Annotated in this window: 19 protein-coding genes; 6 read left to right on the top strand and 13 right to left on the bottom strand. The window is 72.8% G+C overall.

The genetic code is table 11. The features are described from left to right. Together BBK14_RS07170 and BBK14_RS07165 are read right to left on the bottom strand one after the other, a co-directional pair. Positions 1–1,485 carry a sensor histidine kinase gene (locus BBK14_RS07170; protein ID WP_071060389.1) on the bottom strand — a complete coding sequence of 495 codons (1,485 nt, stop codon included), beginning with the start codon at positions 1,483–1,485 and terminating at the stop codon, positions 1–3. A gap of 59 nt (positions 1,486–1,544) precedes the next feature. Further along, a complete protein-coding gene (locus BBK14_RS07165) occupies positions 1,545–2,069 on the bottom strand; it encodes a hypothetical protein (protein ID WP_071060388.1) in 525 nt (174 codons plus the stop codon). Between the two features lie 169 nt (positions 2,070–2,238). Between BBK14_RS07165 and BBK14_RS07160 the strand changes: the two genes are divergently transcribed. The 4 genes from BBK14_RS07160 to BBK14_RS07145 all read left to right on the top strand — a co-directional run bounded on the left by BBK14_RS07160 (position 2,239) and on the right by BBK14_RS07145 (position 6,167). Next, positions 2,239–2,826, top strand: a complete 588-nt coding sequence (locus BBK14_RS07160; protein WP_071060387.1) for a hypothetical protein — start codon at positions 2,239–2,241, stop codon at positions 2,824–2,826. An 80-nt stretch (positions 2,827–2,906) separates the two neighbouring features. Then, positions 2,907–3,551 carry a class F sortase gene (locus tag BBK14_RS07155; RefSeq protein ID WP_241831250.1) on the top strand — a complete coding sequence of 215 codons (645 nt, stop codon included), beginning with the start codon at positions 2,907–2,909 and terminating at the stop codon, positions 3,549–3,551. A gap of 200 nt (positions 3,552–3,751) precedes the next feature. Then, positions 3,752–5,491 (top strand): MDR family MFS transporter, encoded by a 1,740-nt coding sequence (locus BBK14_RS07150; RefSeq protein WP_071060386.1) that lies wholly within the window; start codon positions 3,752–3,754, stop codon positions 5,489–5,491. 7 nt (positions 5,492–5,498) lie between these two features. Beyond that, positions 5,499–6,167 carry a TetR/AcrR family transcriptional regulator gene (locus BBK14_RS07145; protein WP_020463162.1) on the top strand — a complete coding sequence of 223 codons (669 nt, stop codon included), beginning with the start codon at positions 5,499–5,501 and terminating at the stop codon, positions 6,165–6,167. 234 nt (positions 6,168–6,401) lie between these two features. Here BBK14_RS07145 and hpnH read toward each other — a convergent pair whose 3' ends face one another. The 9 genes from hpnH to BBK14_RS39725 form a co-directional block, all read right to left on the bottom strand. Then, positions 6,402–7,409 (bottom strand): adenosyl-hopene transferase HpnH, encoded by a 1,008-nt coding sequence (gene hpnH / locus BBK14_RS07140; RefSeq protein WP_018503788.1) that lies wholly within the window; start codon positions 7,407–7,409, stop codon positions 6,402–6,404. Positions 7,410–7,964: 555 nt separating this feature from the next. Continuing rightward, on the bottom strand, positions 7,965–9,821 hold the full coding sequence (ispH, locus tag BBK14_RS07135; protein WP_071060385.1) for a 4-hydroxy-3-methylbut-2-enyl diphosphate reductase: 1,857 nt from the start codon (positions 9,819–9,821) through the stop codon (positions 7,965–7,967). Then, on the bottom strand, positions 9,818–12,019 hold the full coding sequence (locus tag BBK14_RS07130) for a terpene cyclase/mutase family protein (RefSeq protein ID WP_071060384.1): 2,202 nt from the start codon (positions 12,017–12,019) through the stop codon (positions 9,818–9,820). The genes ispH and BBK14_RS07130 overlap by 4 nt, the downstream gene beginning before the upstream one ends. Before the next feature lie 85 nt (positions 12,020–12,104). Beyond that, the gene (locus tag BBK14_RS07125; RefSeq protein ID WP_020463166.1) at positions 12,105–13,121 is read right to left on the bottom strand and encodes a polyprenyl synthetase family protein; all 1,017 of its coding nucleotides are present in this window, start codon (positions 13,119–13,121) and stop codon (positions 12,105–12,107) included. After that, the gene (hpnE, locus tag BBK14_RS07120) at positions 13,118–14,806 is read right to left on the bottom strand and encodes a hydroxysqualene dehydroxylase HpnE (protein ID WP_071060383.1); all 1,689 of its coding nucleotides are present in this window, start codon (positions 14,804–14,806) and stop codon (positions 13,118–13,120) included. The genes BBK14_RS07125 and hpnE overlap by 4 nt, the downstream gene beginning before the upstream one ends. After that, entirely contained in the window at positions 14,803–15,705 is a 903-nt protein-coding gene (gene hpnD / locus BBK14_RS07115; protein WP_071060382.1) for a presqualene diphosphate synthase HpnD, read from the bottom strand. Before hpnD ends, hpnE begins: the two co-directional genes overlap by 4 nt. Then, complete coding sequence (gene hpnC / locus BBK14_RS07110; protein ID WP_071060381.1) at positions 15,702–16,847, bottom strand: squalene synthase HpnC; 1,146 nt, start codon at positions 16,845–16,847, stop codon at positions 15,702–15,704. The genes hpnD and hpnC overlap by 4 nt, the downstream gene beginning before the upstream one ends. A gap of 689 nt (positions 16,848–17,536) precedes the next feature. Next, the gene (locus BBK14_RS07105; RefSeq protein ID WP_083390780.1) at positions 17,537–18,265 is read right to left on the bottom strand and encodes an SDR family NAD(P)-dependent oxidoreductase; all 729 of its coding nucleotides are present in this window, start codon (positions 18,263–18,265) and stop codon (positions 17,537–17,539) included. Between the two features lie 512 nt (positions 18,266–18,777). Next, a complete protein-coding gene (locus tag BBK14_RS39725) occupies positions 18,778–19,131 on the bottom strand; it encodes a DUF192 domain-containing protein (RefSeq protein WP_241831249.1) in 354 nt (117 codons plus the stop codon). Positions 19,132–19,144: 13 nt separating this feature from the next. Between BBK14_RS39725 and BBK14_RS39720 the strand changes: the two genes are divergently transcribed. Next, the gene (locus BBK14_RS39720; protein WP_241831248.1) at positions 19,145–19,369 is read left to right on the top strand and encodes a hypothetical protein; all 225 of its coding nucleotides are present in this window, start codon (positions 19,145–19,147) and stop codon (positions 19,367–19,369) included. 45 nt (positions 19,370–19,414) lie between these two features. On the opposite strand, the gene BBK14_RS07095 is transcribed toward BBK14_RS39720, so the two are convergent. Further along, positions 19,415–20,266 (bottom strand): TetR/AcrR family transcriptional regulator, encoded by an 852-nt coding sequence (locus tag BBK14_RS07095; protein WP_275078452.1) that lies wholly within the window; start codon positions 20,264–20,266, stop codon positions 19,415–19,417. Between the two features lie 233 nt (positions 20,267–20,499). Here BBK14_RS07095 and BBK14_RS07090 point away from each other — a divergent pair, with 233 nt between their 5' ends. Next, on the top strand, positions 20,500–22,758 hold the full coding sequence (locus tag BBK14_RS07090) for an MMPL family transporter (RefSeq protein WP_071060377.1): 2,259 nt from the start codon (positions 20,500–20,502) through the stop codon (positions 22,756–22,758). A gap of 166 nt (positions 22,759–22,924) precedes the next feature. Here BBK14_RS07090 and BBK14_RS07085 read toward each other — a convergent pair whose 3' ends face one another. Next, entirely contained in the window at positions 22,925–24,265 is a 1,341-nt protein-coding gene (locus BBK14_RS07085; RefSeq protein ID WP_071060376.1) for an aspartate aminotransferase family protein, read from the bottom strand. Between the last annotated feature and the right edge of the window lie 160 nt (positions 24,266–24,425).

The following is a 24,425-nucleotide window of genomic DNA, read 5'->3' as shown; positions in this document are numbered from 1 at the left end:
TCAGTCCCGCCCCCCGACCACGACACCGACCACGGCACCGGGCCGTCCCGTGCCGGAGGGGCCACGGCGGGGTACCGCCAGCTCGAAGGTCGCGCCCTCGCCAGGCCCGCCGAGGACCTGGACGTCACCGCCGTGCGCCACCGCGATCGCCCGCACGATCGCCAGGCCGAGCCCGGCACCCTCGGACGTCCCGCGGCCCGGCCGGCCACGGGCGAACCGCTCGAAGATCCGGTCCCGGTCCTCGGGGGCGACCCCTGGACCAGAGTCGGCGACCCAGAAGCGGACCACGCCGGCGCGCGGCCGGCAGCCGAGGCGCACCTCATCACCCACGCCCGTGTGCTGCACGGCGTTCTGCGCGAGCTGGACCAGTGCCTGCGTGATCCGGTGCCGGTCCATCATGGCCGTGCCCGAGCCGACCTCGGCCAGCCGCCACCGCCGCGGCGCCAGCGCGCCGACCCGCGCCATCAGGTCGTCGGTGAACGCGACGAGATCGACATCGGCGACCCGGAGGAAGTCGGGCTGCCGGGCCTTCGCCAGGGTCAGCAGGTCGTCGACCATCCGGCTCATCCGGTCCAGTTCGTCGGTGACCAGGGCCACGGTCTCGGTCCGCTCCGCCGGATCGTCGGAGAGCAGCTCAAGGTGCCCACTGATGATCGTGATGGGCGTGCGCAGCTCGTGGCCGGCGTCGTCGACGAACGCGCGCTGGGTCGCGAAGGCGTCCTCCAGGCGGTCCAGCATGCTGTTGAAGGTGCGCGCCAGCTCGGCGATCTCGTCGCGGCCCGCCACGGGGATGCGCCGGGAGAAGTCCGTGTCGCTGATGGCCTGGGCGGTGCGGCGCAGCTCCCGCACCGGCGCGAGCACGCGGCCGGCCACCAGCCATCCGCCTGCACCGGCCAGAGCCAGGGCCGCGAACCCGGCGATCGCCAGCACCCGGACCACCTCCTGCACCTCGGCCCGCTCCCGGTCCGCGAAGACAGCGGCGGCGAACACGCCCCGCTCCGGTGCCCCCGCCACCTGGACCGGGACGGTGGCGAACCGCACCTCCCCCGCCGGCGTCGTGATCGTCCCGTACCGCGGCTGCGGGCCCACGACGAAAGCCGCGACCACCCGCGGGTCGTTGTCCAGCCGGTAGACAGGCTCCTCGGCGCTGCGCCGGAACGGCCGGCCGTCGACGAGCGCGAGCATGGTCTCGTTGGACCCCGGGATGGTGCGCTCCAGGTGCGCCTCGAGCAGCTCGCGCACGTCGGAGAAGGGCCGGGACGTCCGCGGGTCGACGCTGGCGGTCGCGAGGCGGCGCAGCTCGGCGACCTGGCGGGCCAGGCCGCGGTCGACCCGCTCGTCCACCCGGGCCAGGAGTACCTCGCGCGAGACCAGCACCGACCCGGCGAGCGCGACCCCCACCAGCAGCACCTGCCATCCGAGGATGTGCAGGCGTGCGGRGGTCGCGACATGGCGCACGACGCGGCGCGTCCGGGACAGCCTCACGACCTACCAGCCTGGTCGACGGATCCCCCGGCACGCATGTGCGCTGGATGAGAATCTCCTCATCTCGCCGGCGCCGGCGCCGGCGCGGGTACCGACGAGACCTCGGTGGTCACCGGCTCGCGCCCTGGGGTCGGGTCCGGCTCCGCGGCCTGCGCGGGGGCCGCGCTCGGTACGTCCGCCGGCAGCGGGCGGTACGTCACCGCGGGGACCCCGGTGGGGTCGACGAACCACTCCGCCCCAGGCGTGAGCCGGCCGGCCTCGACCATGGCCTCGAGCCGGCGCCGGGTGGCCAGGTCGCTCTCGACACGCGGCGCGGGCTCGGTGGGAACGGGCATCGCGGACGGCGGGCTGGGCGATGCCGAGACGCCCGCCGGCAGGAGGATCGGTCCGCCGAGGTCGGGCGGCGGCGGCAGGCTGCCGCCGGTCACGGCGACCCCGAACCCGGGCGCGGCGATCGCGGCCGCGACGACCACCGCCAGCACGACACCGGGGACGGCGACGAGCAGCCGGCGGACGACGTCCGCGGAGATGACACGGGCGGGGGTGGTCCGCCGGTGCCGCCGGTCCCGCCGGATGGGCCTCACGGGGACTAAGGCTAACGGGGGTCTCCGGCTCCCGGCGCGGGCCGGGCTCCGCGGCCGATGAGAAGGGTCTCACCCGCGTCTCACCGCGAGCCCACGATCGGCGACGAGTGTCGCTTGCGCGCCGCGGGCTCGCCGCGGCGCGCAGGCACCGAAGCGAGGTCACAACTCCATGGGTCACACCGCTCACGATCACGCGGCGCGGGGACGCCAGGCCGCCACCCGCCGCACCGCGGCGCCCGGGTCCAGGCTGCTGGGCGCGGTCGGGCTGGCCGCCGCGCTCGTCGGCGCCGGCGCCACCGGCACAGCGTCCGCGGCCAGCACCCCGGCCGTGCCGACACCGGCACAGTCCACGCCGTCCGCGGCACCCGCGCCGTCCGAGACACCCGCGCCGGTCCCCGCTGACCCGGTGGCGCCGTCCGCCGTGCCCGATCCCACGCGGCCGGGTGCCTCCTCGGTGCCGGGGGCGCCCGTCCCCGACTGCGAGCACCTGCCGGCGACGGTGACCCGCGAGGAGCTGATCGAGCTGCGCCGGCGCTGTGAGGCCGCGGCGGCCCGGGACGACGACTCCGCCCTTCCCGTCGGCGGGATCGACACGGGGGCCGGCGGGGCGGGCCAGGCCGCCGCGGCCCGGGACGAGAGTGGGCGGGGGCCCGGGCTCGCGCTCGCCGCGGGCGGCACCGGCATCGGGGCACTGGCCGGTCTCGGCGTGCTGACCGGTCTCGGCGCGCGGCGGCGCCGGGCTCGGGCCGAGAGCTGACCGGGGCCCGGGCCGGGGACGGACACCGGATCGAGACCCGGGGCGGGACCGGGCCGTCCGGGCGGCGTGGGCGGCGCGCGTTGCTGCCGGCCGCGGCCCTCGTGCTGCTGCTCCCCTGGTCGGTGTCCTGCGGGCCGCGACCGGACCGGCCGGCCGCGGCGCCGGTGACCCCGCCCGCGGCCGCCGACCGGTCGGCGCCGCCGGCGGTGACGTCCTCCACCGTGGGCACGGGCACCGGAGCCGGCACGGGCACCGCGGCCGGCACGGGCGCGGGTTCGGTCCAGGCCGCCGACCCGGTACGGGTCCGGATCCCGGCCATTGCCGTCTCGGCGCCCGTCGTGCCGTTGTCCCTCGACGGTGGCGGGCGGCTGCGGGCACCGGACGGGTTCAGCGAGACCGGGTGGAACGCCGCGGGTCCCGAACCGGGCGAGACGGGCACCGCGGTGATCGCCGGCCACGTGGACTCGAGGACGGGCCCGGCGGTCTTCTTCCGCCTGCGGGACCTCGCCCCCGGGGACCGGGTGGAGGTCGAGCGAGCGGACGGGTCGTCCGTGGCCTTCGTGGTGCGCAGGCTGGCCCGCTTCCCGAAGGACGCGGTGCCCGCCGCCGACGTCTACGGCTCCACGGGGGCGCCCGCGCTGCGGCTCATCACCTGCGGGGGTGTCTTCGACCAGGCCCGTTCCAGCTACCGGGACAACGTCGTGGTGTTCGCCGACCTGGCCTGACGAGCGGCCGGCCGGGAGTCGGGCGGCCCGATGTCGCCCGCTCCCGACCAGCCCCGGGAGCGCAAGCTCACACCCCTGCGGGGGAAAATCGGCGCGGGTCACTCCCCAGCACCCCTCACCCCATGCTTTACTAAAACTTAGTTGTAACAACCAATCAACAGGCGAACCAGTCAACAGGGGAGCAGGCCACGTCGACCTCGATGACGCCACCCCCCGGCTTGCCGCCGGGCGGCCAACCGCACGCCATGACCCACCGCGCGCCGGGATCGGACCGTGACTCACCCGAGGAGCGGCGCCAGCGCCGGGCCAGCCCGGCAGGCCTGACCCACCGCGAGACCATGCGGGCCCTCTCCGGCCTGCTGCTGGCCCTGTTCGTATCGATGATCTCCTCCACCATCGTGACGAACGCGCTGCCCAGGATCGTCTCCGACCTGCACGGCAGCTCGACCAGCTACACCTGGATGATCACGGCGACGCTGCTGGCGATGACCGCCACCACGCCGATCTGGGGCAAGCTGGCGGACCTGTTCAACCGTAAGGTGCTGGTCCAGACAGCCCTCGGGATCTTCGTGGGCGGATCCCTCCTGGCCGGGCTGTCGACGTCCACGAGCATGCTCATCGCGTTCCGCGTGGTGCAGGGCGTCGGCGTCGGCGGGCTGTCGGCGCTGGTCCAGATCGCGATAGCCGCGATGATCGCGCCGCGTGAACGCGGGCGCTACAACGGCTACCTGGGCGCGACCTTCGCCGTGTCGACCGTCAGCGGCCCGCTCATCGGCGGCGTGATCGTCGACATTCCGGGGCTGGGCTGGCGCGGCTGCTTCTACCTGAGCCTGCCGATCGCCATCGTCGCGTTCGTCATTCTCCAGCGGACGCTGCGGCTGCCCACGGTGCGCCGCGAGATCTCCATCGACTACGCGGGCGCGACCCTGATCGCCGCCGGCGTGAGCGCTCTGCTGATCTGGACGTCGCTGGCGGGGTCGAGCTTCCCGTGGGCGTCCGCGCAGACAGCACTGCTGCTCGGCGGGGGGCTGACGCTGCTCGCCGTGGCCGTCTGGGTCGAGACGCGCGCCACCGAGCCGATCGTCCCGCTGCGGCTGTTCCGTAACCGGACGATCGTGCTGGCCGTGGCCGCGAGCGCCTGCCTCGGCACCGTCATGTACAGCGCGAATCTGTTGTTCAGCCAGTACTTCCAGCTCGGCCGTGGGGAGAGCCCGGTGCTGTCGGGGCTGCTCACGGTGCCGATGGTGGGCGGCCTGGCCGTCTCGTCGCTGGTGGTGGGAGGTGCCATCAGCCGCACCGGCTACTGGAAGCGCTACCTGATCGCCGGCACGATCCTGATCGGGACGGGCCTCGTCCTGCTGAGCACAATCAGTGAGCACACGAACCTCGTCGCGGTGTCGGTGTTCGCGAGCCTGGTGGGAGCCGGACTGGGCATGACCCAGCAGAACCTGGTGCTCGCCGCGCAGAACTCCGCCGACGCCGCCGATCTCGGGGTGACCAGCTCCACGGTGGCGTTCTTCCGCAGCGTCGGCGGGACGAGCGGCGTCGCGGCACTCGGCGCGCTACTCGCCCATCGCGTCAGCGTGTCGTCCGTCTCCGGACTGCGCTCGCACGGCCTGCCGGCCGACACTCTTGGGGACGGCCGCTCCGTGCCCGATCCCACAGCGCTGCCCGGCCCGGTCGCCGACGTCGTGCACCACGCGTACGGGCTCGGAGTGTCCGACGTGTTCCTCGCCAGCGCGCCACTCGCGCTGCTCGCGCTGGTAGCGGTGCTGTTCGTGCCGGCCACACGGCTGCGTTCCAGCGCGGGGGTTGCGGGCGGCGAGCGTGTAACGCCCGAGCGCGCCCACCCCGGAGGGGCCGTGACGGACCTCGACGAGGATGTGGAACGGACCGCGTGGCGGGCAGCCGCCGGTGTCTCGGCCGAACCTGCACCATAATCAAGGGGTGACACGCAGCCGTCGGCCCGAACAGACGGCCGATACCCGACAGGCACTGCTGGCCGCGGCAAGGCGCCGGTTCGCCGAACAGGGCTATGCCGCGACCGGCACCGAAGAGATCGTCGCGGACGCGCGGGTCACCCGGGGAGCTCTTTACCATCACTTCCGCGACAAGGCTGACCTGTTCCGCACGGTCATGGAGCAGGTCGCGATGGAGGTCGCGGAGCAGCTGGTCGCGGGTGAGCTGGCCCGCGGCGCGGAGCTGCCCAGCGACGCCTGGACGCAGCTGCGCACGGGCTTCCAGTCGCTGCTGGACATCTCCACCACCGACAGCGACTTCCAGCGCATCGTGCTCATCGACGGCCCGGCTGTCCTCGGCAACGACGCCTGGGACCAGCTCGTCGAGCAGCACGGCTACCGCCTGCTCTCGGAATGGCTCGAGCGGGCGGTGGCCGAGGGCCGCATCGACCCGCTGCCGGTGGCACCGCTGACCAGGCTCGTCGCGGCGCTGCTGTCCGAGGCGAGCCTGTACACCGCGCGGGCGGCGGATCCCGACCGGGCCCGCACCGATGTCGGGATCGTGCTCGACCGTCTCCTGCGCGGCCTGGGCCGGCGCGGCGGCGACCTGGCCGACCAGCCCGCCGTCAGCGCCGGCGCTCCTCCCGCGTCCGACTGACTGACCGACTGCGACAGCACGACGGACCGCCGAGATCCGGCGGCCGCTACGAAGACACCCGGCCGCCTACCGCTGTCCCGCGGGCACGTCCCGCGGGACAGCACGACGGCCCCGCGGGACAGCACCGCAGTTCGGCATCGGGTGCGGTTGGCCTCGGGTACGGAGAACGACAAACGCCGCCCCGACCCGTTTCCGGGTCGGGGCGGCGTTGTCGTCAACGCGCCGATCTGGGTGTCAGGCACCCATCCGCGCGGCCCGGATGGACTCCTTGAGCGAGCCCATCGTCGCCAGCACGGCGGACGTCTCGTAGCCGCAGTGCGCCATGCAGTTGGCGCAACGCGGGTCCTTGCCGCGACCGTAGGCGTCCCAGTCCGTCGTCTCGACGAGCTCCTTGTAGGACGTCACGTACCCGTCCGACATCAGGTAGCAGGGCTTCTGCCAGCCGAACAGCGAGTAGCTCGGAATCCCCCACGCGGTGCAGGAGAGCTCCTTCTTGCCCTCGAGGAAGTCCAGGAAGACCGGCGAGTGGTTGAGGCGCCACTTCTTGCGCCGACCGTCGCCGAACACCTTCGAGAACATCTGCCGGGTCTCCTCGACCGCGAGGAAGTGCTCCTGGTCAGGAGCCTTCTCGTAGGCGTAGCCCGGCGAGAGCTGGATCTGGTCGACCTTGAGGTCGTCGTTCAGGAAGTTGATGATGTCGATGACATCCTGCGGGCTGTCGTTGTTGAAGAAGGTCGAGTTGCTGCCGACCTGGAAGCCCGCGGCCTTGGCCGCCTTGAAGGCCTCGATGCACTCGTCGAACGTGCCAGGCTTCTCGACGATCGCGTCGTGACGCTCCTTCAGCCCGTCGATGTGCAGCACGAAGGTGAAGTACGGCGACGGAGTGAAGTTCTTCAGCTTCTTACGGAGCAGCAGCCCGTTGGTGCAGAGGATGACGAACTTCTTGCGCTTCACGAGGGCGTTGACGATCTCATGCATCTGAGGGTGCATCAACGGCTCGCCGCCCGCGATCGCGACGACGGGCGCGCCACACTCCTCGACTGCGGCGAGCGCGTCCTCGACGCTCATCCGCTGCTTGAGGACGGATGCGGGGTGCTGGATCTTGCCACAACCCGTGCAGGACAGGTTGCAGGCGAACAGTGGTTCGAGCTCCAGAACGAGCGGAAAGTGCTTCCGGCGGAGCAGCTTCTGCTTCGCCAGATACGTTCCAACGCGGAGTGAGTACCGCCAGGCGACAGCCACGGCTCACGCCCCCCTTTCGTCGGCCGCTCAGAGGCGACCCGAGGTCTTGGGAAGACCATACAGTGTGTACGTACAGGCTGCATGTGGATCAGCGAATGAGTTCTGGCACACACCGCGGGCAAACAGGGGACAGTCCCGGCGAGTGTGTCCTCGAGAAGTCCGGCAGCCGACACGGCGAACACCGGCCATAGACCGGKGATCTCGAACGCGCTACTGGCGGTGACCATGACCAGGGCATTTACCGGGCTCTGGTCACCCTGCGCGAATTGGCTCCGGCACCCGGTCCGCTAATCCCGGAGGAGGCAGCGGGCCGTTCCCGGTGGGTCGCCGGATGAGTGGCTTCCGGCGCCGGCGGTCCACTCTCCGGGCTGACATTTACGCGACACGTACACGGCCGGGCACATACCCGAACGGGCCGTCCGCCCCGTGGCGATGTCAGGAATTGACCGCACGGCGCGCCCGATGTCAGGAACCGGCCGACAACGCCGGCGGCCCGGGTTCCGATGAACCCGGGCCGTCGGCGCTGGAACTGACGCGTGCCTGCCTGACCGCGCGTCATCTCCGTTCGGAGAGCGGTCGACGGACCTCCTTCGGCAGGTGGAAGGAGATCGACTCCGAGCCCACGGAACGGACCGACACCGACGCCGACCCCAGCCCCGACAGTGCCGCCGTCAGCTCCTCGACGAGCAGCGGCGGCGCGGAGGCCCCGGCGGAGATGCCGACGGTCCGCACCCCCTTGAGCCAGTCGAGCTGGACGTCCTCGACGCTCTCGACGAGGTGCGCGGCGACGCCGTCCCGCTCGCTGACCTCGACCAGCCGGCGCGAGTTCGAGCTGTTCTCCGACCCGACGACCAGGACGAGCTCCGCCTCGGCGGCCACCCGGCGAACCGCGTTCTGCCGGTTGGACGTCGCGTAGCAGATGTCGGCCGAGCCGGGGCCGACGACGGCCGGGAAGCGGTCGCGCAGCGCGTCGACGACCTCCTCGGCCTCGTCCACGGCGAGCGTGGTCTGCATGAGGTAGGTGACCCGCTCCGGGTCGGTGACCTCGAGGTCCTCGACCGCGGCGGCGGACTCGACCAGTTGGATCCGCCCCGGTGCCTCGCCGAGCGTCCCGTCCACCTCCTCGTGGCCGGAGTGCCCGATGAGCAGGACGGTGTCACCGCGCGCGGTGAACCGCCGTGCCTCGGCATGCACCTTCTCCACCAGCGGGCAGGTGGCGTCGATGACCGCCAGGTCGCGCTCGCCCGCCTCGTCCCAGATCGCGGGGGCGACCCCGTGCGCGGAGAAGACCACGGTCGCGCCGGGCGGGACCTCGTCCAACTCCTCGACGAAGACCGCGCCGCGGCTGGCCAGGTCGGCCACGACGTGGGTGTTGTGCACGATCTGCTTGCGGACGTAGACCGGTGCGCCGTGGATCTCCAGCGCCCGTTCGACCACCTCGATGGCGCGCTCGACCCCGGCGCAGAAGGCGCGCGGCTCGGCGAGGAGCAGCCGACGGCTGCTGACCGCCTCCACCCACGCGCGGATCGCCGGGCCGAGCTGGTTGATCGTGCGCAGCCCGGCCACCCCGCGCCGGACCAGGTCAATCCGGCCCAGCGGCTGGTCGGGGGTGTCCACGATCACCCGGATCACCGCGAACGGGCGGGTGCCAGCACCGGGGGCGAGGGCGGCGGACTCCATGTCCACGGCGATGGCACCGGTCGCGGCCAGCTCGGCGCGGGCCGATCCGACCGCCACCTGGGCTACCGACACGACCGGTCCGACGTGCACCCGGAGGCCGGCACGGCGCAGTTCACCGGCCAGCAGCGGGGCGGTCGGGCAGGTCCCCGTCACCGTGCCGTCGGCGAGGCGCACCTCGCTCGCGACGACCACGTCGCCGGGCTTCGTCTCGACGGTGAGCCCACCGGCGAGACCGACGACGGCCACCGCGTCCGGCCGGGCATCGCGGACCACGCGGTTCGCGCGGTGCGCCTTGTCCGGGCCCATCCCGGTCCGCACGATCACGGTGCCGGGCGGCAGGTCGGCCCGGCCGATCGCGAATCCCTCGAGACGCAGCGGGGCGGCGACGACGAGACGCGGGGTGCGGGGCGCCGGCTGGACCGGCGACCCCTTCGCGCTCACCGTGCGTACCCGGGCCGCGGCCACGGCCCCGTTCGGGGCCGGGCTCACCGCCGCAGGCACCGCCCGGGTCACCAGCGGGCTCGCGGCCGAAGCCGCCCCCCGCCGCGACCCGACCGACGGCAGCGCCGAACCGGCCCGCGACGGCCCGCCGGCCGGCGGCACCGCGCCGGCCTGCTCGGGGATGGCCGCCCTCGGCGCCATGCCCGCGGGCACCGTGGCGTCGCGCGGGGTAACGGTGGGCGAACCGCCGTGGTCGGCGTCGCCCCCGTTGTCTGCTGCCGGGATGCTCATGACGTCGACCTGCCGGTGAGGGTCACGTACCGACCGAGTGCCGTCACGGGAAAGACCAGCCGGTACAGGTGATAGTTGATGGAGAAGTCCCAGGGGAAGCCCGTGCCGGTGAACTGCGGCTCGTCCCAGGTGCCGTCGGGGCGCTGGGTGTCGCAGAGCCAGCGCACGCCGCGTTCGACCGCCTCCCACTCGGCGGTCCCGGACGCCGGTTCGGCGGCCAGCAGCGCCAGCAGCGCCCAGGCGGTCTGCGAGGCCGTCGGCTCGCCGCGCCCGATCCACTCGTCGTCGCGGTAGGAGCGCAGGTCCTCGCCCCAGCCGCCCTCCGGCGTCTGGTGCTCGACGAGCCAGTGCATCGAGGAGACGATCGCCGGGTGCTCCGCGCTGACACCCGCGGAGATCAGCGCGGGCACGACCGCGCCGGTGCCGTAGACGTGGTTCACGCCCCAGCGGCCGAACCACGACCCGCCGGCCTCCTGGTTGTCCAGCAGCCAGCGGACCCCGCGCTGGGTGATCGGGTGGTCGGAGCGACCCAGCAGGGCGAGCATCTCGACCATGTGCGCGGTGACGTCCGCCGACGGTGGGTCGACCACCTCACCGAAGTCGCAGAACGGGATCTTCGTGACCAGGGTGCGCACGTTGTCGGCGTCGAACGCCGCCCAGGCACCGTTCGACGAGCGCATGCCCACCGACCAGTCGACGCCCCGCTCCGCGGCGGCGCGCAGCCGGGCGGCGAGCTCCGGGTCCGCGGCGGCGATCGTGCCGGCCGCGGCCACCGCGGCCTCCGCCGCGGCGGAGGCCGCGGTGGCCGCGGCCGAGCCGGGGCCGGAGCCGTCGGAGTGGTCCACCGGGCCGTGACCGTCGCCGAGCAGGCGGCGGATGGCGATGACCACCTCGGCGGTGTCGTCGACGTCCGGGTAGAAGTCGTTGTCGAACTCGAACGCCCAGCCGCCCGGCGCGAGGGTGGGACGGCGCACCGCCCAGTCACCGGCGACGCGCACCTCCTCGTCGGCGAGCCAGCGACCGGCCCGGACCATAGCCGGGTGGTCACCGCCCAGACCGGCGTCCGCGAGCGCGACGACGGCCAGCGCCGTGTCCCAGACCGGCGACTGGCACGCCTCGATACGGCGCACCGTGCCCTCCGGTGTCTCCTCGCGGATCGTGAACCGGTCGAGGGCGCGGAACGCCATCGAGATCACCGGGTGGTTCAGGGGGTAGCCCATGAGGTGCAGGGCCATGATCGAGTAGACCATCGGCGGCTGGATGCCACCCCAGCAGCCGTCCGCCTCCTGGCGGGCGATCACCCATTCGGCGGCGCGGCGCAGCGCGAGCCGGCGCAGCGGCTGGAAGGGCCGCTTCTCGTAGCGGTGCAGCACGGAGTCGAGCCGCTCGAACGCACCGGCCCAGCTCCGCAGCGGCGCCCTGGCCGCCTTGGGCGCCGGGACTCGCAGCTCGTCCAGGGTGAACCCGAACGAACGCACCGGCCGCAGCGAACCGACGATCGTCAGCGCCACCACGGTCTGGCGAGCCCAGCAGGCGAAGTCGTAGATGTTCAGCGGGAACCACGGCGGAAGGAAGGTCATCTCCGCCGGCAGCACCGGGACGTCGTCCCAGGACCACTCGCCGAACAGCGCCAGCCAGATCCGGGTGAACACCCGGGACGCGGCGATGCCGCCCGCGGAGCGCACCCACTCGGCGGCGGAGCGCATGTGCGGGGCGTCCGGGTCGTCCCCGGCGAGCCGCAGCGCGACGTAGGCCTCGATGGTGGTCGAAAGGTCGGACGGGCCGCCGTAGAAGGTGGCCCAGCCGCCGTCGGAGAGCTGTTGGGAACGGATCCAGCGTCCGGTCTCAGTGGCCGTCGACGGGGTCAGGATGCCAAGGAACTGCCGAAGCATGAGGTCCTCGGCGTCCATGGTGACGTTGGTCTCCAGCTCGCCCTTCCACCAGCCCTCCTCAGCCTGCAGGGAGAGCAGATGGTCGCGGCCACGGCGCATCGCGCCCACCACCGGGTCGACCGGCGTGCCGGTCGACACCGTGCCGGTCGGCACCGAGTCGATCGACAGCGAGTCGGTTCGCACTGCGCCGGCGGTCTCGAAGGACCCGGCGTCCACCGACGGCCGTGCCACCGACGGGTTCGGGATCTTCGGGCTCTGCGCCGCGGCCGTCGGGGCAGCCGAGGACTGGTCCGAGGTCAGGCTCATCGACGACTCCCCTCGTCGTATATGTACTGATCGTGCGGATGACCGCCGGGCGACCGGCGGGCGGGTACTGCCACCTCGCTCCCCCTCAGCGATCTCGTTCGGTCACGAACCGCGCCATCGCCAGCAGCTCCGCCTCGGCCGACGCCGGGATCGAGATCGAACGCAGCGCGTTCTCACACGCCTTGAGCTGGCGGTCCGCCTCGGCCGTGGTCCAGTCGCGGCCACCGGCCCGCTCGACCAGGGCCGCGATGCGGTGCAGGTCGTCCTCGGAGGCCTCACCCTCCTCGGTGAGGAAGGCCCGCAGCTCGTCGGCGTCGTCTCCGCCCGCCTCGAGCGCGACGACCACCGGCACCGACTTCTTCCGCGAGCGCAGGTCGTTGAGCACCGGCTTGCCGGTCACCGCCGGGTCGCCCCAGATGCCGAGCAGGTCGTCGATGAGCTGGAAGGCGGTGCCCAGCCGCGAGCCGTACTCGGCGAGGCCGTCGACCACCTCGTCGGGCGCGCCGGCGAGGACCGCGCCGAGGGAGGCCGAGCAGGCCAGCAGGGCACCGGTCTTGCCGTCCTCCATGTGCAGCGTCTCGGCCACCGAGACGTCCGAGCGGCTCTCGAAGAGGAGGTCCTCGGCCTGCCCGCGGACCAGGTCCTGGACGCCGGCGCCGAGGATCACCGCGGCGCGGCGGCCGGGCTCTCCCTCGACCTCGAGCAGGACCTGGGTGGCGAGGCCGAGCAGCGCGTCGCCGGCGAGGATGGCTCCGTCGGCGCCGAAGACCGTCCAGGCGGTGGCCCGGTGGCGGCGCTCGCGGTCGCCGTCCATCAGGTCGTCGTGCAGCAGCGAGAAGTCGTGCACCAGCTCGACCGCGACCGCGGCCGGCAGGCCGACCTCGGCCGGGGCGCCGGCCGCCTCGGCGGAGAGCAGGGCGAGCGCGGGCCGGACGAGCTTGCCGCCGTTGCCGGGCACCGGCTCACCGGCCGCGTCCACCCAGCCGCGGTGGTAGGCGACGACGTGGCGCAGCCGGGGGTGGAGCCGGTCCACCGTGGCGCGCAGCGCGGGCACCGCCAGGGCGCGCCCGCGCTCGATCGCTTCCGGAACCGTTGTGGTCATACCGGGAATCCCCCCGTGGACTTAGACGTCTCTGTCTGGGCCGTCGCTGTGTGTGGCGTCGCTGTGTGTGGCGCCGCCGGTTCAGCCGCTGTCGCCGCGGCGCTGACCGTCCGCACGTCCACGGTGCCTGCCTCCGTCGCGACGGCGGAGGCCGGGGTGAGACCTTCGATGTCCCCAGAACGGGTCGGTGCCTCGCCGCGCGACTCGCCGCGTTGCCCGGGCGGACCGTGACCGACCACAGACAGTGCGCTTCCAGCTACCCCCATGCCGGCGAGCGTCTCACGGGCCGCAGCGATCCCGCTACGCACAGCGCCTTCCATGGTCGCCGGCCACCCGGTGTCCGTCCACGTGCCGGCCAGCGCGAACCCGGGCAGGCTGGTCGCCTGACCCGGGCGCAACCCGAGCGAACCGGGCGCCTGCCGGAAGGTCGCGGTGCGCTCCCTGGTCACGAACACCTCGAGCAGCTCGGCGGCCCGGGCGGCCGGGAACAACCGACGCATCTCCTCGACGAACAGCTTTCGCAGGTCGTTCGCGGGCTGGTCGACCCATTCCTCCGCCGCCGACTGCGACAGCGCAAGGTACTGCGCCCCGGGCGGGCCCACCTCGGCCAGGCCGGAGGAGACCGTCCGGTCGAAGATCCACTGGATGGGTGAGCCGACGACCGCGAGCATCGGACCGTCGAGCACCGGCCGATCGAAGATCATGTGTACGTTGATGATGGGCGAGACGCCGAGCTCGCGCAGCTTCGCCGGGTCGACGCCGGAGCCCTCGGGCAGCAGGCCGGCGGCGGCCGGCGGCGGAACCGCCAGCACCACCCCGTCCGCGACCAGGACCTCGCCGCCGTCCAGAGTGACCTCCCAGCCGGCTGCCGACCGGGTGATGGCCCGGACCTTGGTCGCCGTGCGGACCGTGCCGCCCGCCGTCTCCAGTGCCCGCACCGCCGCGTCGCCGTGCAGTTGCTGCAACGGGGCCTCGGGCCAGCCCAGGTCACCCGCATCGGCCCCGTCGAGCAGGCCGGTGCGGACCACCTTGGCGGCCAGGCCGAGTGAAGCCTCGGACGCCGGCGCGTTGAGGGTCGCGACGGTCAGCAGCTCCCAGAGGGCCTCGGTGGCCGCGGCGCTCTGGCCGTGCCGACCGAGCCAGCCGCCGAAGGAGTCGCCGTCCACCGAGGGGTCGCGCTGGTCGAGGCGGCCGATACGGAAGGCCGCCAGCGCCGCGCGGATCCGGTCGGCGGGCGGGATCGCCCGATACCCCAGCAGGGCCGGGGCGAGGTGCAGCGGAGCCGGCAACGGCACCCTGGTCCGGCGCAGCCTGGTCCGGGTCAGCGAGCCGGCGATCAGCACCTCGACGTCCAGCCGCGGCTGCAGCGTGGTGAGGTGCGTCACCCCCAGCCGGGCCAGCAACCCGCGGTAGGCGGTGCAGCACCGCATGAACACGTGCTGACCGGTGTCGATCCACAGCGTGCCGTCCTGGAACTTGCGCTGGAACGAGGTCGTCGCCCCGCCCAGACGCGGCCGGGCCTCCAGCAGCACCGCCTCGGCGCCCTCGTCCGCCGCGACCAGCGCGGCGGCGATACCGGCGAGGCCGCCGCCGATGACGACCACCCGCCGTCCCCGCGCCGCCGCACCGGTCCCGGCCCGATCTCCCGGCCGGTGACCCAGCCGTGTGTCCCCCCCGGCGCTCATGCCGCTCTCGCCTCCGATCTGCCGGCGAGGCTGCGGGCGGCCACGACCGCCTTCTCCCAGCCCGGCAGTGACAGCCGGCGTTCCAGGACCGCGGTGGGGTCCTGCCGGATGCGCCGGTTCAGGCGCAGGTAGATCCCGGCCATGGCACCGCAGCAGGCGGCGCTGCGCCGGTCGAGCAGGCCGAGCAGCGCCAGGCCCCGTGTGTACCACTCGTCGGCGCGCGCGGCGCAGTCGCGCAGGTAGTCCACCAGTGCGTCCTCCGGCCCACCGAGGCGCCCGGCCGGGCTCACCACCAGGGTGACGCCGGCCTTCTCCAACTCCGTCGAGGGCAGGTAGATGCGGCCGTTGAGGAGATCTTCGCGGACGTCGCGCAGGATGTTGGTCTGCTGGAGCGCCACGCCGAGCGCGTCGGCGATCTCGGCCGAGCGGGCGTCGCCGGCCGACCCGTCCACGCCGAAGATGCCCAGCGAGAGCCGGCCGATGGTGCCCGCCACCAGCCGGCAGTACCCGACCATGTCGTCGAACGTCTCGTAGGGGACCCCGTGGACGTCGCTCTCGACCCCGTCGGCGAGCTCGATGAAGGCTTCCATCGGGACGGGGAAGCGGCGGGCGGTGTCCGCGAGCGCCACCATCACCGGGTCGGAGCTGTTGATGTCCAGCGCGCGGACGTCGGCGCGGACCTTCTCCAGGCCGGCGAGCTTCTCCTCATCCGGCAGGTCGCCGTCGCCGATGTCGTCGAGGCGACGCGCCAGGGCGTACACCGCGGACAGCGCGCCCCGCTTCTCGGCCGGCAGCAGGCGGATGCCGTAGCTGAAGTTCCGCGCGGCCTCCCGCGTMAACGCCTCGCAGGAGGCGTAGGCCTCGGCGACGGTGGAGCTGCCCGGGACACCCGCGCTCATCTGGCACCCTCCGGGACGTCGACGTCGGATCCGGCGGGCGCCGGAGCCGGGACGGTACTCGCCACCGCGGCGCCCCTGCCGGGGATGGTGGTGGGAATGGTGCCGCTGGGAACAGGGCCGCTGGAACCGGTGCCGCCAGCAGCGGCGGCACCGGGAGCGGTGGTGCTGGGAGCAGTGGTGCTGGGAGCGGTGGTGCTTGAAGCAGTGACGGCGGTGCCGGCGGCACGGGCGGCCGCGGCCTGCCCGGGCACCAGCGACCGGGCCCACGCGGCCGCGGCGAAGGCCGCCATCCGGGGCTTGGGGGCCTTGGGCGCGCCGCCGAGCATGTCGTAGTCGGCACGGCGGATCGCGTCGAGCGCGGCCCGGCCGCCCCCCACGAATCCGGCCATCGCCAGTCTCAGCCGGCCACCGACCAGGTTCACCAGCGGTGCCCCCTGGTCCAGCAAGGTCCGGGCCCGGGCCACTTCGAAGGCCATCAGGTGCCGCACCGCGGGCGAGGCGACCGGCGCGGCCAGGTCGGTCTCGGTCACCCCGAACGCCTCCAGGTCCTCCAGCGGCACATAGATCCGGCCGGCCGCGAGGTCCTCGGCGACGTCCTGGAAGTGCTCCGCGAGCTGCAGCGCGGTACAGATGCGGTCGGACAGCGCGATCCGCGCCGGAGTCGCCAGACCGAACACCCCGAGCACCATGCGGCCGATCGGATCCGCCGAGAGGGTGCAGTACTGCACGAGGTCCTCGTAGGTGTCGTACCTGGTGACGATCTGGTCCTGCCGGTTGGCCTGCACGAGCCGCCGGAACGGCTCGGCCGGCAGGTCGCAGGCCCGCACGGTGTGCGCGAGCCGACGGTGGACGGGCAGCTTCGGCTCGCCGCCCGACCAGATCAGCTCAAGGTCGGCGGCAAGCTCGTCGAGCAGCGCCAGACGGTCGCCGGGGGCCTCGTCACCGATGTCGTCAACGAGACGTCCGAAGACGTACAGCGCGTTGAGGTGATCCCGGGTCGCGGCGGGCAGCAGCCGCGAGGCGACCGGGAAGTTCTCGGCGGGCGCGGCCAGCAACACCTGCTCGGTGGGCGTGGTGAGGTCGGTCGTGCCGGGGTGGGCAGACGGTCGCGGTGGGCCGGTTCGGGCGTCGATTGCGGTCATACGCCTCTCCTTAACGTGGCGGTCTGCGCTCCGGGTGCGCGGTGCGGTGTGCGTCGTGTGCGTCGTCCGTGCGGTGGTGGCACGTGCCGGTCATGGCGCGTGCTGCCGCCGGTACGCGCCGTGTCGCCGCCAGCCGCCTCCGGTGACCGGGCGGGCACCGGCCGGATGGGCACCGGCCGGGTTGCCGCCGCGAGGGCCGGAGAAGGCCCGGTCCCGATGGCGGAGCCCGGTCGTTGTGACGGAGTCCGGTCTCGGTAGCGTGACCGGGTCACCCGGTTCGGTGGCCCATCCCGGCTCCGCTCCGGATCCCGCCGCCGGCTCCCCGCCGCCGACGCACCCACTCGATCAGGTGACGACGCGACGAGCCACTCGACAGGCACCTCCGGGGACCTCCCAGGTTGTGTTCGACGGCGACCTGGTCAGCATGTCGGTCAGGCGGAGCGCGAACCCGAGCGGTGGTCCACCCGGGCAGAGCACGCCATGGTCAGGGGCGCGGCGGGCGGCATTCCCGGAGTCGGGTGCCCGGGGCAACGGACACACCTCCCGGTCCGCGGACGGACCCGCCCCCGCCGCCGGTGAGACGGCGGCGACGGGCCGCGCCGCGGCTGCCGCCTCGCCGCCGGTGGGGGTGCCACCGGCGGCGACTCAGTAGTCGACCTGCTCACTCACCTCCCGGGCCGGCCTCGGGCTCATCCGAAGACACCGGCCAGGCGGCGGTACAGAGAAGGAGCCGCGCCGTGCACGCGCGCGGCCGCGGACAACCACCGTGGCACCCATACTTCGGCGTCTCCCCGACCGGCGGCAGCGATCATGCGCTGCGCCACCAGACCGGCCGGGATGGGACGCGGCCACCGGCGCACATACGGTGCGCCACGCCGGTGGAAGAAGGGAGTGTCGACCACTCCCGGTAAACACAACGTCACGCTGATGCCACGTCCGGATACTTCGGAGCGAAGCGCATCAGCGAAGCCGATCATCGCCGCCTTCGTCGCCGAGTACACGACCTCACCCCGCACGCCGAGCGCACCGGCGACACTGCCGACCAGGAGGATTCGCCCCTCCCCGCGGTCGAGCATCGCCGGCAGCATCGCCCGGACCAGCATCATCGGGGCCAGGATGTTCACGGCGACGAGATCATTGATGGCGGACGGGGGCATCACGTCGAACGGCCCCGCGGCCCCCAGGCCCGCCGAGCAGATCACCAGGTCCACGTCGCCGAGCAGCTCCGCGGCGCGGGAGGCCACCGTGACCTCGGAGCCGGGACGTGCGAGGTCCACGGCGATCCGATGGCCCTGCGTAGCGGCCGCCACCTCGTCCAGGGCCGGGCCGTTCCGCCCGACCAGGAGCGATCGGCAATTCTGGTCGGCGAGCAGGAGCGCCGCCTCCCGGCCGATGCCGGAGCTGGCTCCGGTCACCACGGCTGTCCGTGGCGGCCATCCCCCCGGCGAGGCGGATCGCGCACCGCTGGACACGACGGTCAGGCCCCCCTCGCGGGCAGCTGCGCGGGGCCGGGTGTTCACGGCCCACCACCTCGGGTCACACGGTCCCCCCCGTGGTCCCGTTCCGGCACAGGTTTCACGTCACCTACTGCTTCCGTTTATGTCGCCCTCCACCATCGGCGTTCCACGTGTGACGGGATCAGACCTGCGCTCCCGCCCACCGCCGGCTCGCTTCGAGCGGCTCCACCATTTCATCGTCCCGAGGCCGGGTCGTCCATCGTCAGATGGACGACATCGGACCTTGCTCCCTTACCACACATTCCTGAGACCAGCGGCAGACCAGATGCGGATTCACCTCACCGAAGCCACCAGTCAATTCCACCCTGGTTTTCGGCGTGGAATGACACAGCATTGACATCTACCGGACATCGAGACGTAGCTCACGCCCGCGGGAGCCACCACATCTGCCGACCATCGGCTACACCCTGCCGTCAGTCCGAACCGATCGCCACCGGATCACCGATGGCGACTCCGGCGAAGGTGTGTGCCGGTGCCTCCACTGCGTGTGTGTATGCCCCGCCCGGATAGTAGACCGGGCAGGCCGACGGATCGTCGCCCGAACACGGCGTCATCTCCCGCACGCTGACAACCCTACCGTCTCGGACAAACATGATCGAAAGAGGCAGCAACGTCCGGAACATGTAGAAGCCGGACGTCGTCTCACCGCCAAAATCAAAGATCATGCCGTGGTCGGGCGGAAGCCAGGTTCGATACATCAGGCCACGGCGCCGCTCGTCGTCACTGTCGGCGACTTCTGCCGTGACCGTCCGGTCGCGAACCCGCACGGTGACGGTCTCGGTGACCGCCCCCGGTGCTCCCGCGCCCGCCGCGTTCCGGGCAGCCACCCCGGGGGGCTCGGGCACCGGCACGCTCCCGGCACCCGTGAGCCCGGCGCACGCCGCCACGGAGGCCGCCAGGGCGACCACCGCCAGCACACCGGCCGCCTGTCGTCCGGCCGACATCCGGCCAGCCGACGTCCCGCCGGCCGATCTTCCGCCGGCCGACGTCCCGCCGGGGTTGTGACGCGGGGGGACGACGTGCCCTCCGGGCGCGTCGTCCCGCCTCCCGTCACCGCGCGGGCGGGTCCACGGGCTGCTCGGATCCGAGCGCGGCAAGAGCAGCCTCCACGATCACACGCTGAAGTTCTGTCGGCAGCAGCGGCGCGAGTGGGGACAGCGCACCGACGCCGCCCGGAGCGCGGACACCCCTGTCTCGTGCACGGGTGTCAGTCGCGGTGCGCACCGGGCGGGCGTCGCCGACTGTCTGGATGCCGTCCGCCGCGGGAGTGCCCGGCTGCGATGCCGGGTCCGCCGCGCCGTCCGGAACAGCCGCGCCGCCGCATCCAGTAAAGCTGCTCAGGGCCCGGATGCCACGCGCGATCCCCACGCCGGTGGTGGTGACGCTGGTGGCACGCCCGGCACCGGCGGCCTCGGGCCCGCCCGCGGCGCCCCGGACCCGCTCGACGGCGGTGCCGAGGACCCCGCTCTGGATGCACCCGACCGCGCAGCGGGCCCGCAGCATCCGAGCCGGGGTGGGATCCGGCCCGGCGATCGCCCGGACGATCACCTCCTGCTGGGAGGTGATGTCGTCCTTTCCGATTCGCCGGTGCARCACCGACGGATCGTTCGCGAAGGCGCAGAGCACTCCCCCGGTCTCCACCAGCAGGGCGACCATGCCCTCGAGGATCGCCCGCGGCGGCGGTGCCGGATCCTGGCGGGCGAGCTCGACCAGTTGCTCCAACCTGGAGACGAACGGGGAGATCAGCGCGTCAAGGATCGTTTCCTTGGACGAGAAGTGGTAGTAAAGCGCGGCCTTCGTCACTCCGAGTCGCTCAGAGATGTCGCGGACCGAGGTGCCCGCATACCCTCGTTCCGCGAAGAGCTCCACAGCGGCCGACAGGATCCGCGCGCGAGTGTCCACCCCCTGCGGACGCACGTGCCCAGCGACCACCAGCTCTGCACCCCCAGAGGACGAGTCAGCCGCGAATGTTACTCTGACTCCTACCTACTGAACGATCGGTAAGTTGGCGGGCGGCCAGATCCCCCCGATCAGGTCCACCTCGATCAGGTGCACGACGAACGCCGCCGCCGATCAGTAGGCCGAGTGGCAGACCAGCCACAGACCGGCACAACCAGCATCTCCGAGGGGAAATCGTGGCAACGCTCGCGCGCTGGTGCTTCCAGCACCGCCGGCTCGTCCTGTTCCTGTGGATCGCCGCCCTCGTGGGGCTGACGGCGCTCGGCCGGGTGACGGGCAGCGATTACAAGGACGCCTTCTCCCTGCCTGGGACCGACTCCCAGAGGGCCATCGACATCCTCGAACGCGACTTCCCGGCGCAGTCCGGCGACAGCGCGTCCATCGTGCTGCACTCCCGCACCGGTGCGCTGAGCGATCCCGCGGTCGAGCCCCGGGCGACGGAGATGTTGGCGAAGATCGCCGACCTGCCCCACGTCGCCGAGGTGATCAGCCCGTTCACCGCCGACGGCGAGGGCCAGACCAACCCCGACGGCACCACCGCCTTCGCGACCGTCGCGCTCGACCTGCCCGGCAACGAGCTGCCACTCGACGACATCGAGCGCCTGGTCGACACGGCCCGCTCCTACGACGGCGGCGCGTTGCAGGTCGAACTCACCGGGCAGGTCGTCGCGATCGTCGAGCAGCCGCAGCAGAGCGCGAGCGAGCTCATCGGCGTCGTCGCCGCCGCGGTCATCCTCTTCCTCGCCTTCGGCTCCCTGCTCGCGGTGACCCTGCCCCTGATCACCGCCATCATGGCGCTCGGCGTCGGCATGGCCCTCATCGTCCAGGTCTCGCACCTGACGACCGTCGCCGAGTTCAGCACCATGCTCGCGACGCTGATCGGCCTCGGCGTCGGCATCGACTACGCGCTGTTCATCGTGAACCGCCACCGCATCGGCCTGCGCGCCGGCCGCACGCCGGAGGAGTCCGCGGTCACCGCGGTCAACACCTCCGGCCGCGCCGTGATCTTCGCCGGCATGACGGTCTGCATCGCGCTGCTGGGCCTGTTCGCACTGGGGGTGACCTTCCTCTACGGGGTCGCCCTCGCCGCGGCCCTGACCGTCGCGATGACGATGCTCGCCTCGGTCACCCTGCTGCCCGCCCTGCTCGGCTTCTACGGGTCGAAGGTCCTCAGCCGCCGGCAGCGGCGCCGGATGGCCGAGCACGGCCCCGAGCCGGAGCAGCCCTCGGGGTTCTGGTGGCGGTGGGCCAAGGGTGTGGAGCGCCGCCCGGCGGTACTCGCGGTGCTCAGCGCCGGCGTGATCGTCCTGATCGCGATCCCGTTCCTGTCGCTGCGGCTCGGCTCGTCCGACCTCGGGAACGGCGCCGACACCAAGACCAGCAAGCGCGGCTACGACCTGCTCGCCGACGGCTTCGGCCCCGGCTTCAACGGCCCGTTCATGCTGGTCACCGAGATCGACTCGCCGGCCGACCTGCAGACCATGAACCGGGCCGTCGAGGCGGCCCGCAAGGCGGAGGGTGTCGCCTCGGTGACCCCGCCGCGCCAGAGCCCGAACGGCCACGCCGCGATCGCCACGCTCTACCCGACGACGAGCCCGCAGGCGGCCGAGACCGCCACCCTGCTCGACCGGTTGCGCGACGACGTCATCCCGGCGGCGACCGAGGGCGCCGCCTCGCCGGTCTACGTCGGCGGCATCACCGCGGTCTTCGAGGACTTCTCCGGAGTGCTGTCGAGCAAGCTGCCGCTGTTCATCGGGATCGTCGTGGTCCTCGCGTTCCTGCTGCTGGTCGTGGTCTTCCGCAGCCTGCTCATTCCGCTGACGGCCTCGCTGATGAACCTGCTGGCAGTCGGCGCGGCGTTCGGCGCCGTGGTGGCCGTGTTCCAGTGGGGCTGGCTGTCGGACCTGCTCGGCATCAGCCCCGGGCCGATCGAGTCGTTCCTTCCGGTCATGCTCTTCGCGATCCTGTTCGGGCTTTCCATGGACTACGAGGTGTTCCTGGTCAGCCGCATGCACGAGGAGTGGACGGCCCGGCGGGACAACCGCATCGCGGTCTCCCTGGGCCAGGCCGAGACGGGCCGCGTCATTTCCGCCGCGGGCGCAATCATGACCCTGGTGTTCGCCTCGTTCATCCTCGGCGACGACCGGGTCATCAAACTGTTCGGCCTCGGCCTGGCGCTCGCCATCCTGCTGGACGCGTTCGTCATCCGCACGGTTCTGGTGCCGGCCCTCATGCACCTGTTCGGCCGTGCGAACTGGTGGCTGCCGAAGGGCCTCGACCGGGTCCTGCCACGGGTCTCCGTCGAGTCCGCGGAGGACATCGAGGAGATCCGCCACACGCCGCTGCCCGCGGACGCGGTCGGTGACACCGTTCCCGCGCAGCCGCACGGCCCCGCCGACGGCCGGGACGCCACCGAGCCCGAGCGCGCCCACTAGGCGCTCTGGCCGGACTCGCTGGTCCTGACTCGCCAGCCGGTGCCCGGCCTGGCTCGCCCTCTGACAGGGGCGAACCAGGCCGGGCATCCGCCGTTCGGGGGCCCGGCCTGGTTGCCCCCGACGGCGGGGACGGGGGAGGCGGGCCGGCCGACACCCCGGGCGCGGGTTACCCGGTGTAGTAGCCGTCCGCGACGGCCAGGGCCTCGTCCAGGATCGACAGGCCGAGGGAGACGTCCTCGGGACTGGTGGTGCACGGCGGCACGACATGCACCCGGTTGAAATGGGTGAACGGCCACAGGCCGCGTTCCCGGCAGGCCGCCGTCACGGCCGTCATCGGCGCGGCCTCGGCACCCGCCGCGTTGAACGGGACCAACGGCTCCCGGGTAACCCGGTCACGGACGAGCTCGACCGCCCAGAACACCCCGAGCCCGCGCACCTCACCCACGCTGGGATGCCGCTCGGCGAGTTTCTCCAACTGCGGCCCAATCACTTCGGAACCGAGCGCGCGGGCCCGGCCGAGAACATCCTCGGCCTCGAACGCCCTGACAGACGCCACCGCCGCCGCGCACGCGAGCAGATGCCCCGAATAGGTCAGCCCGCCGGGATACGGCCGCCGCGCGAACAGGTCCGCGATCCGCTGGGAGATAATCACCCCGCCGAGCGGCACATAACCCGAGTTGACGCCCTTCGCGAAACAGATCAGATCAGGCACCACATTCCAGTGGTCGATCGCGAACCATTCCCCGCACCGCCCGAAACCCGACATCACCTCGTCGGCGATCAGCAGTATTCCGTGCGCGTCGCACAACTCCCGGACGCCCGCGAGGTACCCGTCCGGCGGCACCAGGATCCCGTTCGTACCGACGACCGGCTCGAGGATCACCGCGGCGATCGACGACGGCCCCTCCAGCTCGATCACCTCGGCGAGGTGCGCGAGCGCCCGCTCCCCCTCCTGCGCCGCGTCGGCGGCGTGGAACGACGACCGGTACGGATAGGGGCCGAAGAAGTGCACCACACCGGGGATGCCCGGTTCGCTCGCCCAACGCCGCGGCTCCCCGGTCAGCGTGATCGAGCCGCCGGTCGAACCGTGGTACGACCGGTAGGCGGCGAGGATCTTGTTCCGCCCGGTGGCGAGCCGGGCCAGCCGCACGGCGTTCTCCGTCGCCTCCGCTCCCCCGGTGGTGAAGAACACCTGGTCCAGATCGCCGGGAGCGCGCTCGGCGATCAGCCGCGCCGCCTCAGAGCGCACGGCGTGGGCGTGCTGCGGCCCGACCGTGGTCAGCTCCCGGGCCTGCGCCACGACCGCCTCGACCACCGCCGGATGCTGGTGACCGATGTTGGCGTTCACCAGCTGGGAGGAGAAGTCGAGGTACCGCTTGCCGCCCTCGTCCCAGAACCAGCTCCCTTCGGCCCCGGCCACCACGAGGGGGTGCGACGTCTCCTGCGCCGCCCAGGAGTAGAACACGTGCTCGCGGTTCTCCGTGTGGGCCGAGCTCGCCTGCGTCATCATCGTCTCCCTGTCTGCGGACCGACCCGGCTCGCGGCGGCCGTCCCCGCGCCAGCTGCCAGGCAGTATTTCCCGCCACCAGCCCGATTTCCCGCCACCGGCCCAACCCGGTCCGGCCCTGCCTGTCCAGCCTGGCCGGACCGCTCGCGGCAGGCGAGCA

The organism is Parafrankia soli, from assembly GCF_001854695.1.
Classification (GTDB): Bacteria; Actinomycetota; Actinomycetes; order Frankiales; family Frankiaceae; genus Parafrankia; species Parafrankia soli.
Note: the sequence above shows the minus strand (reverse complement) of the source record. Positions and strands in the feature narration are given on the sequence as shown.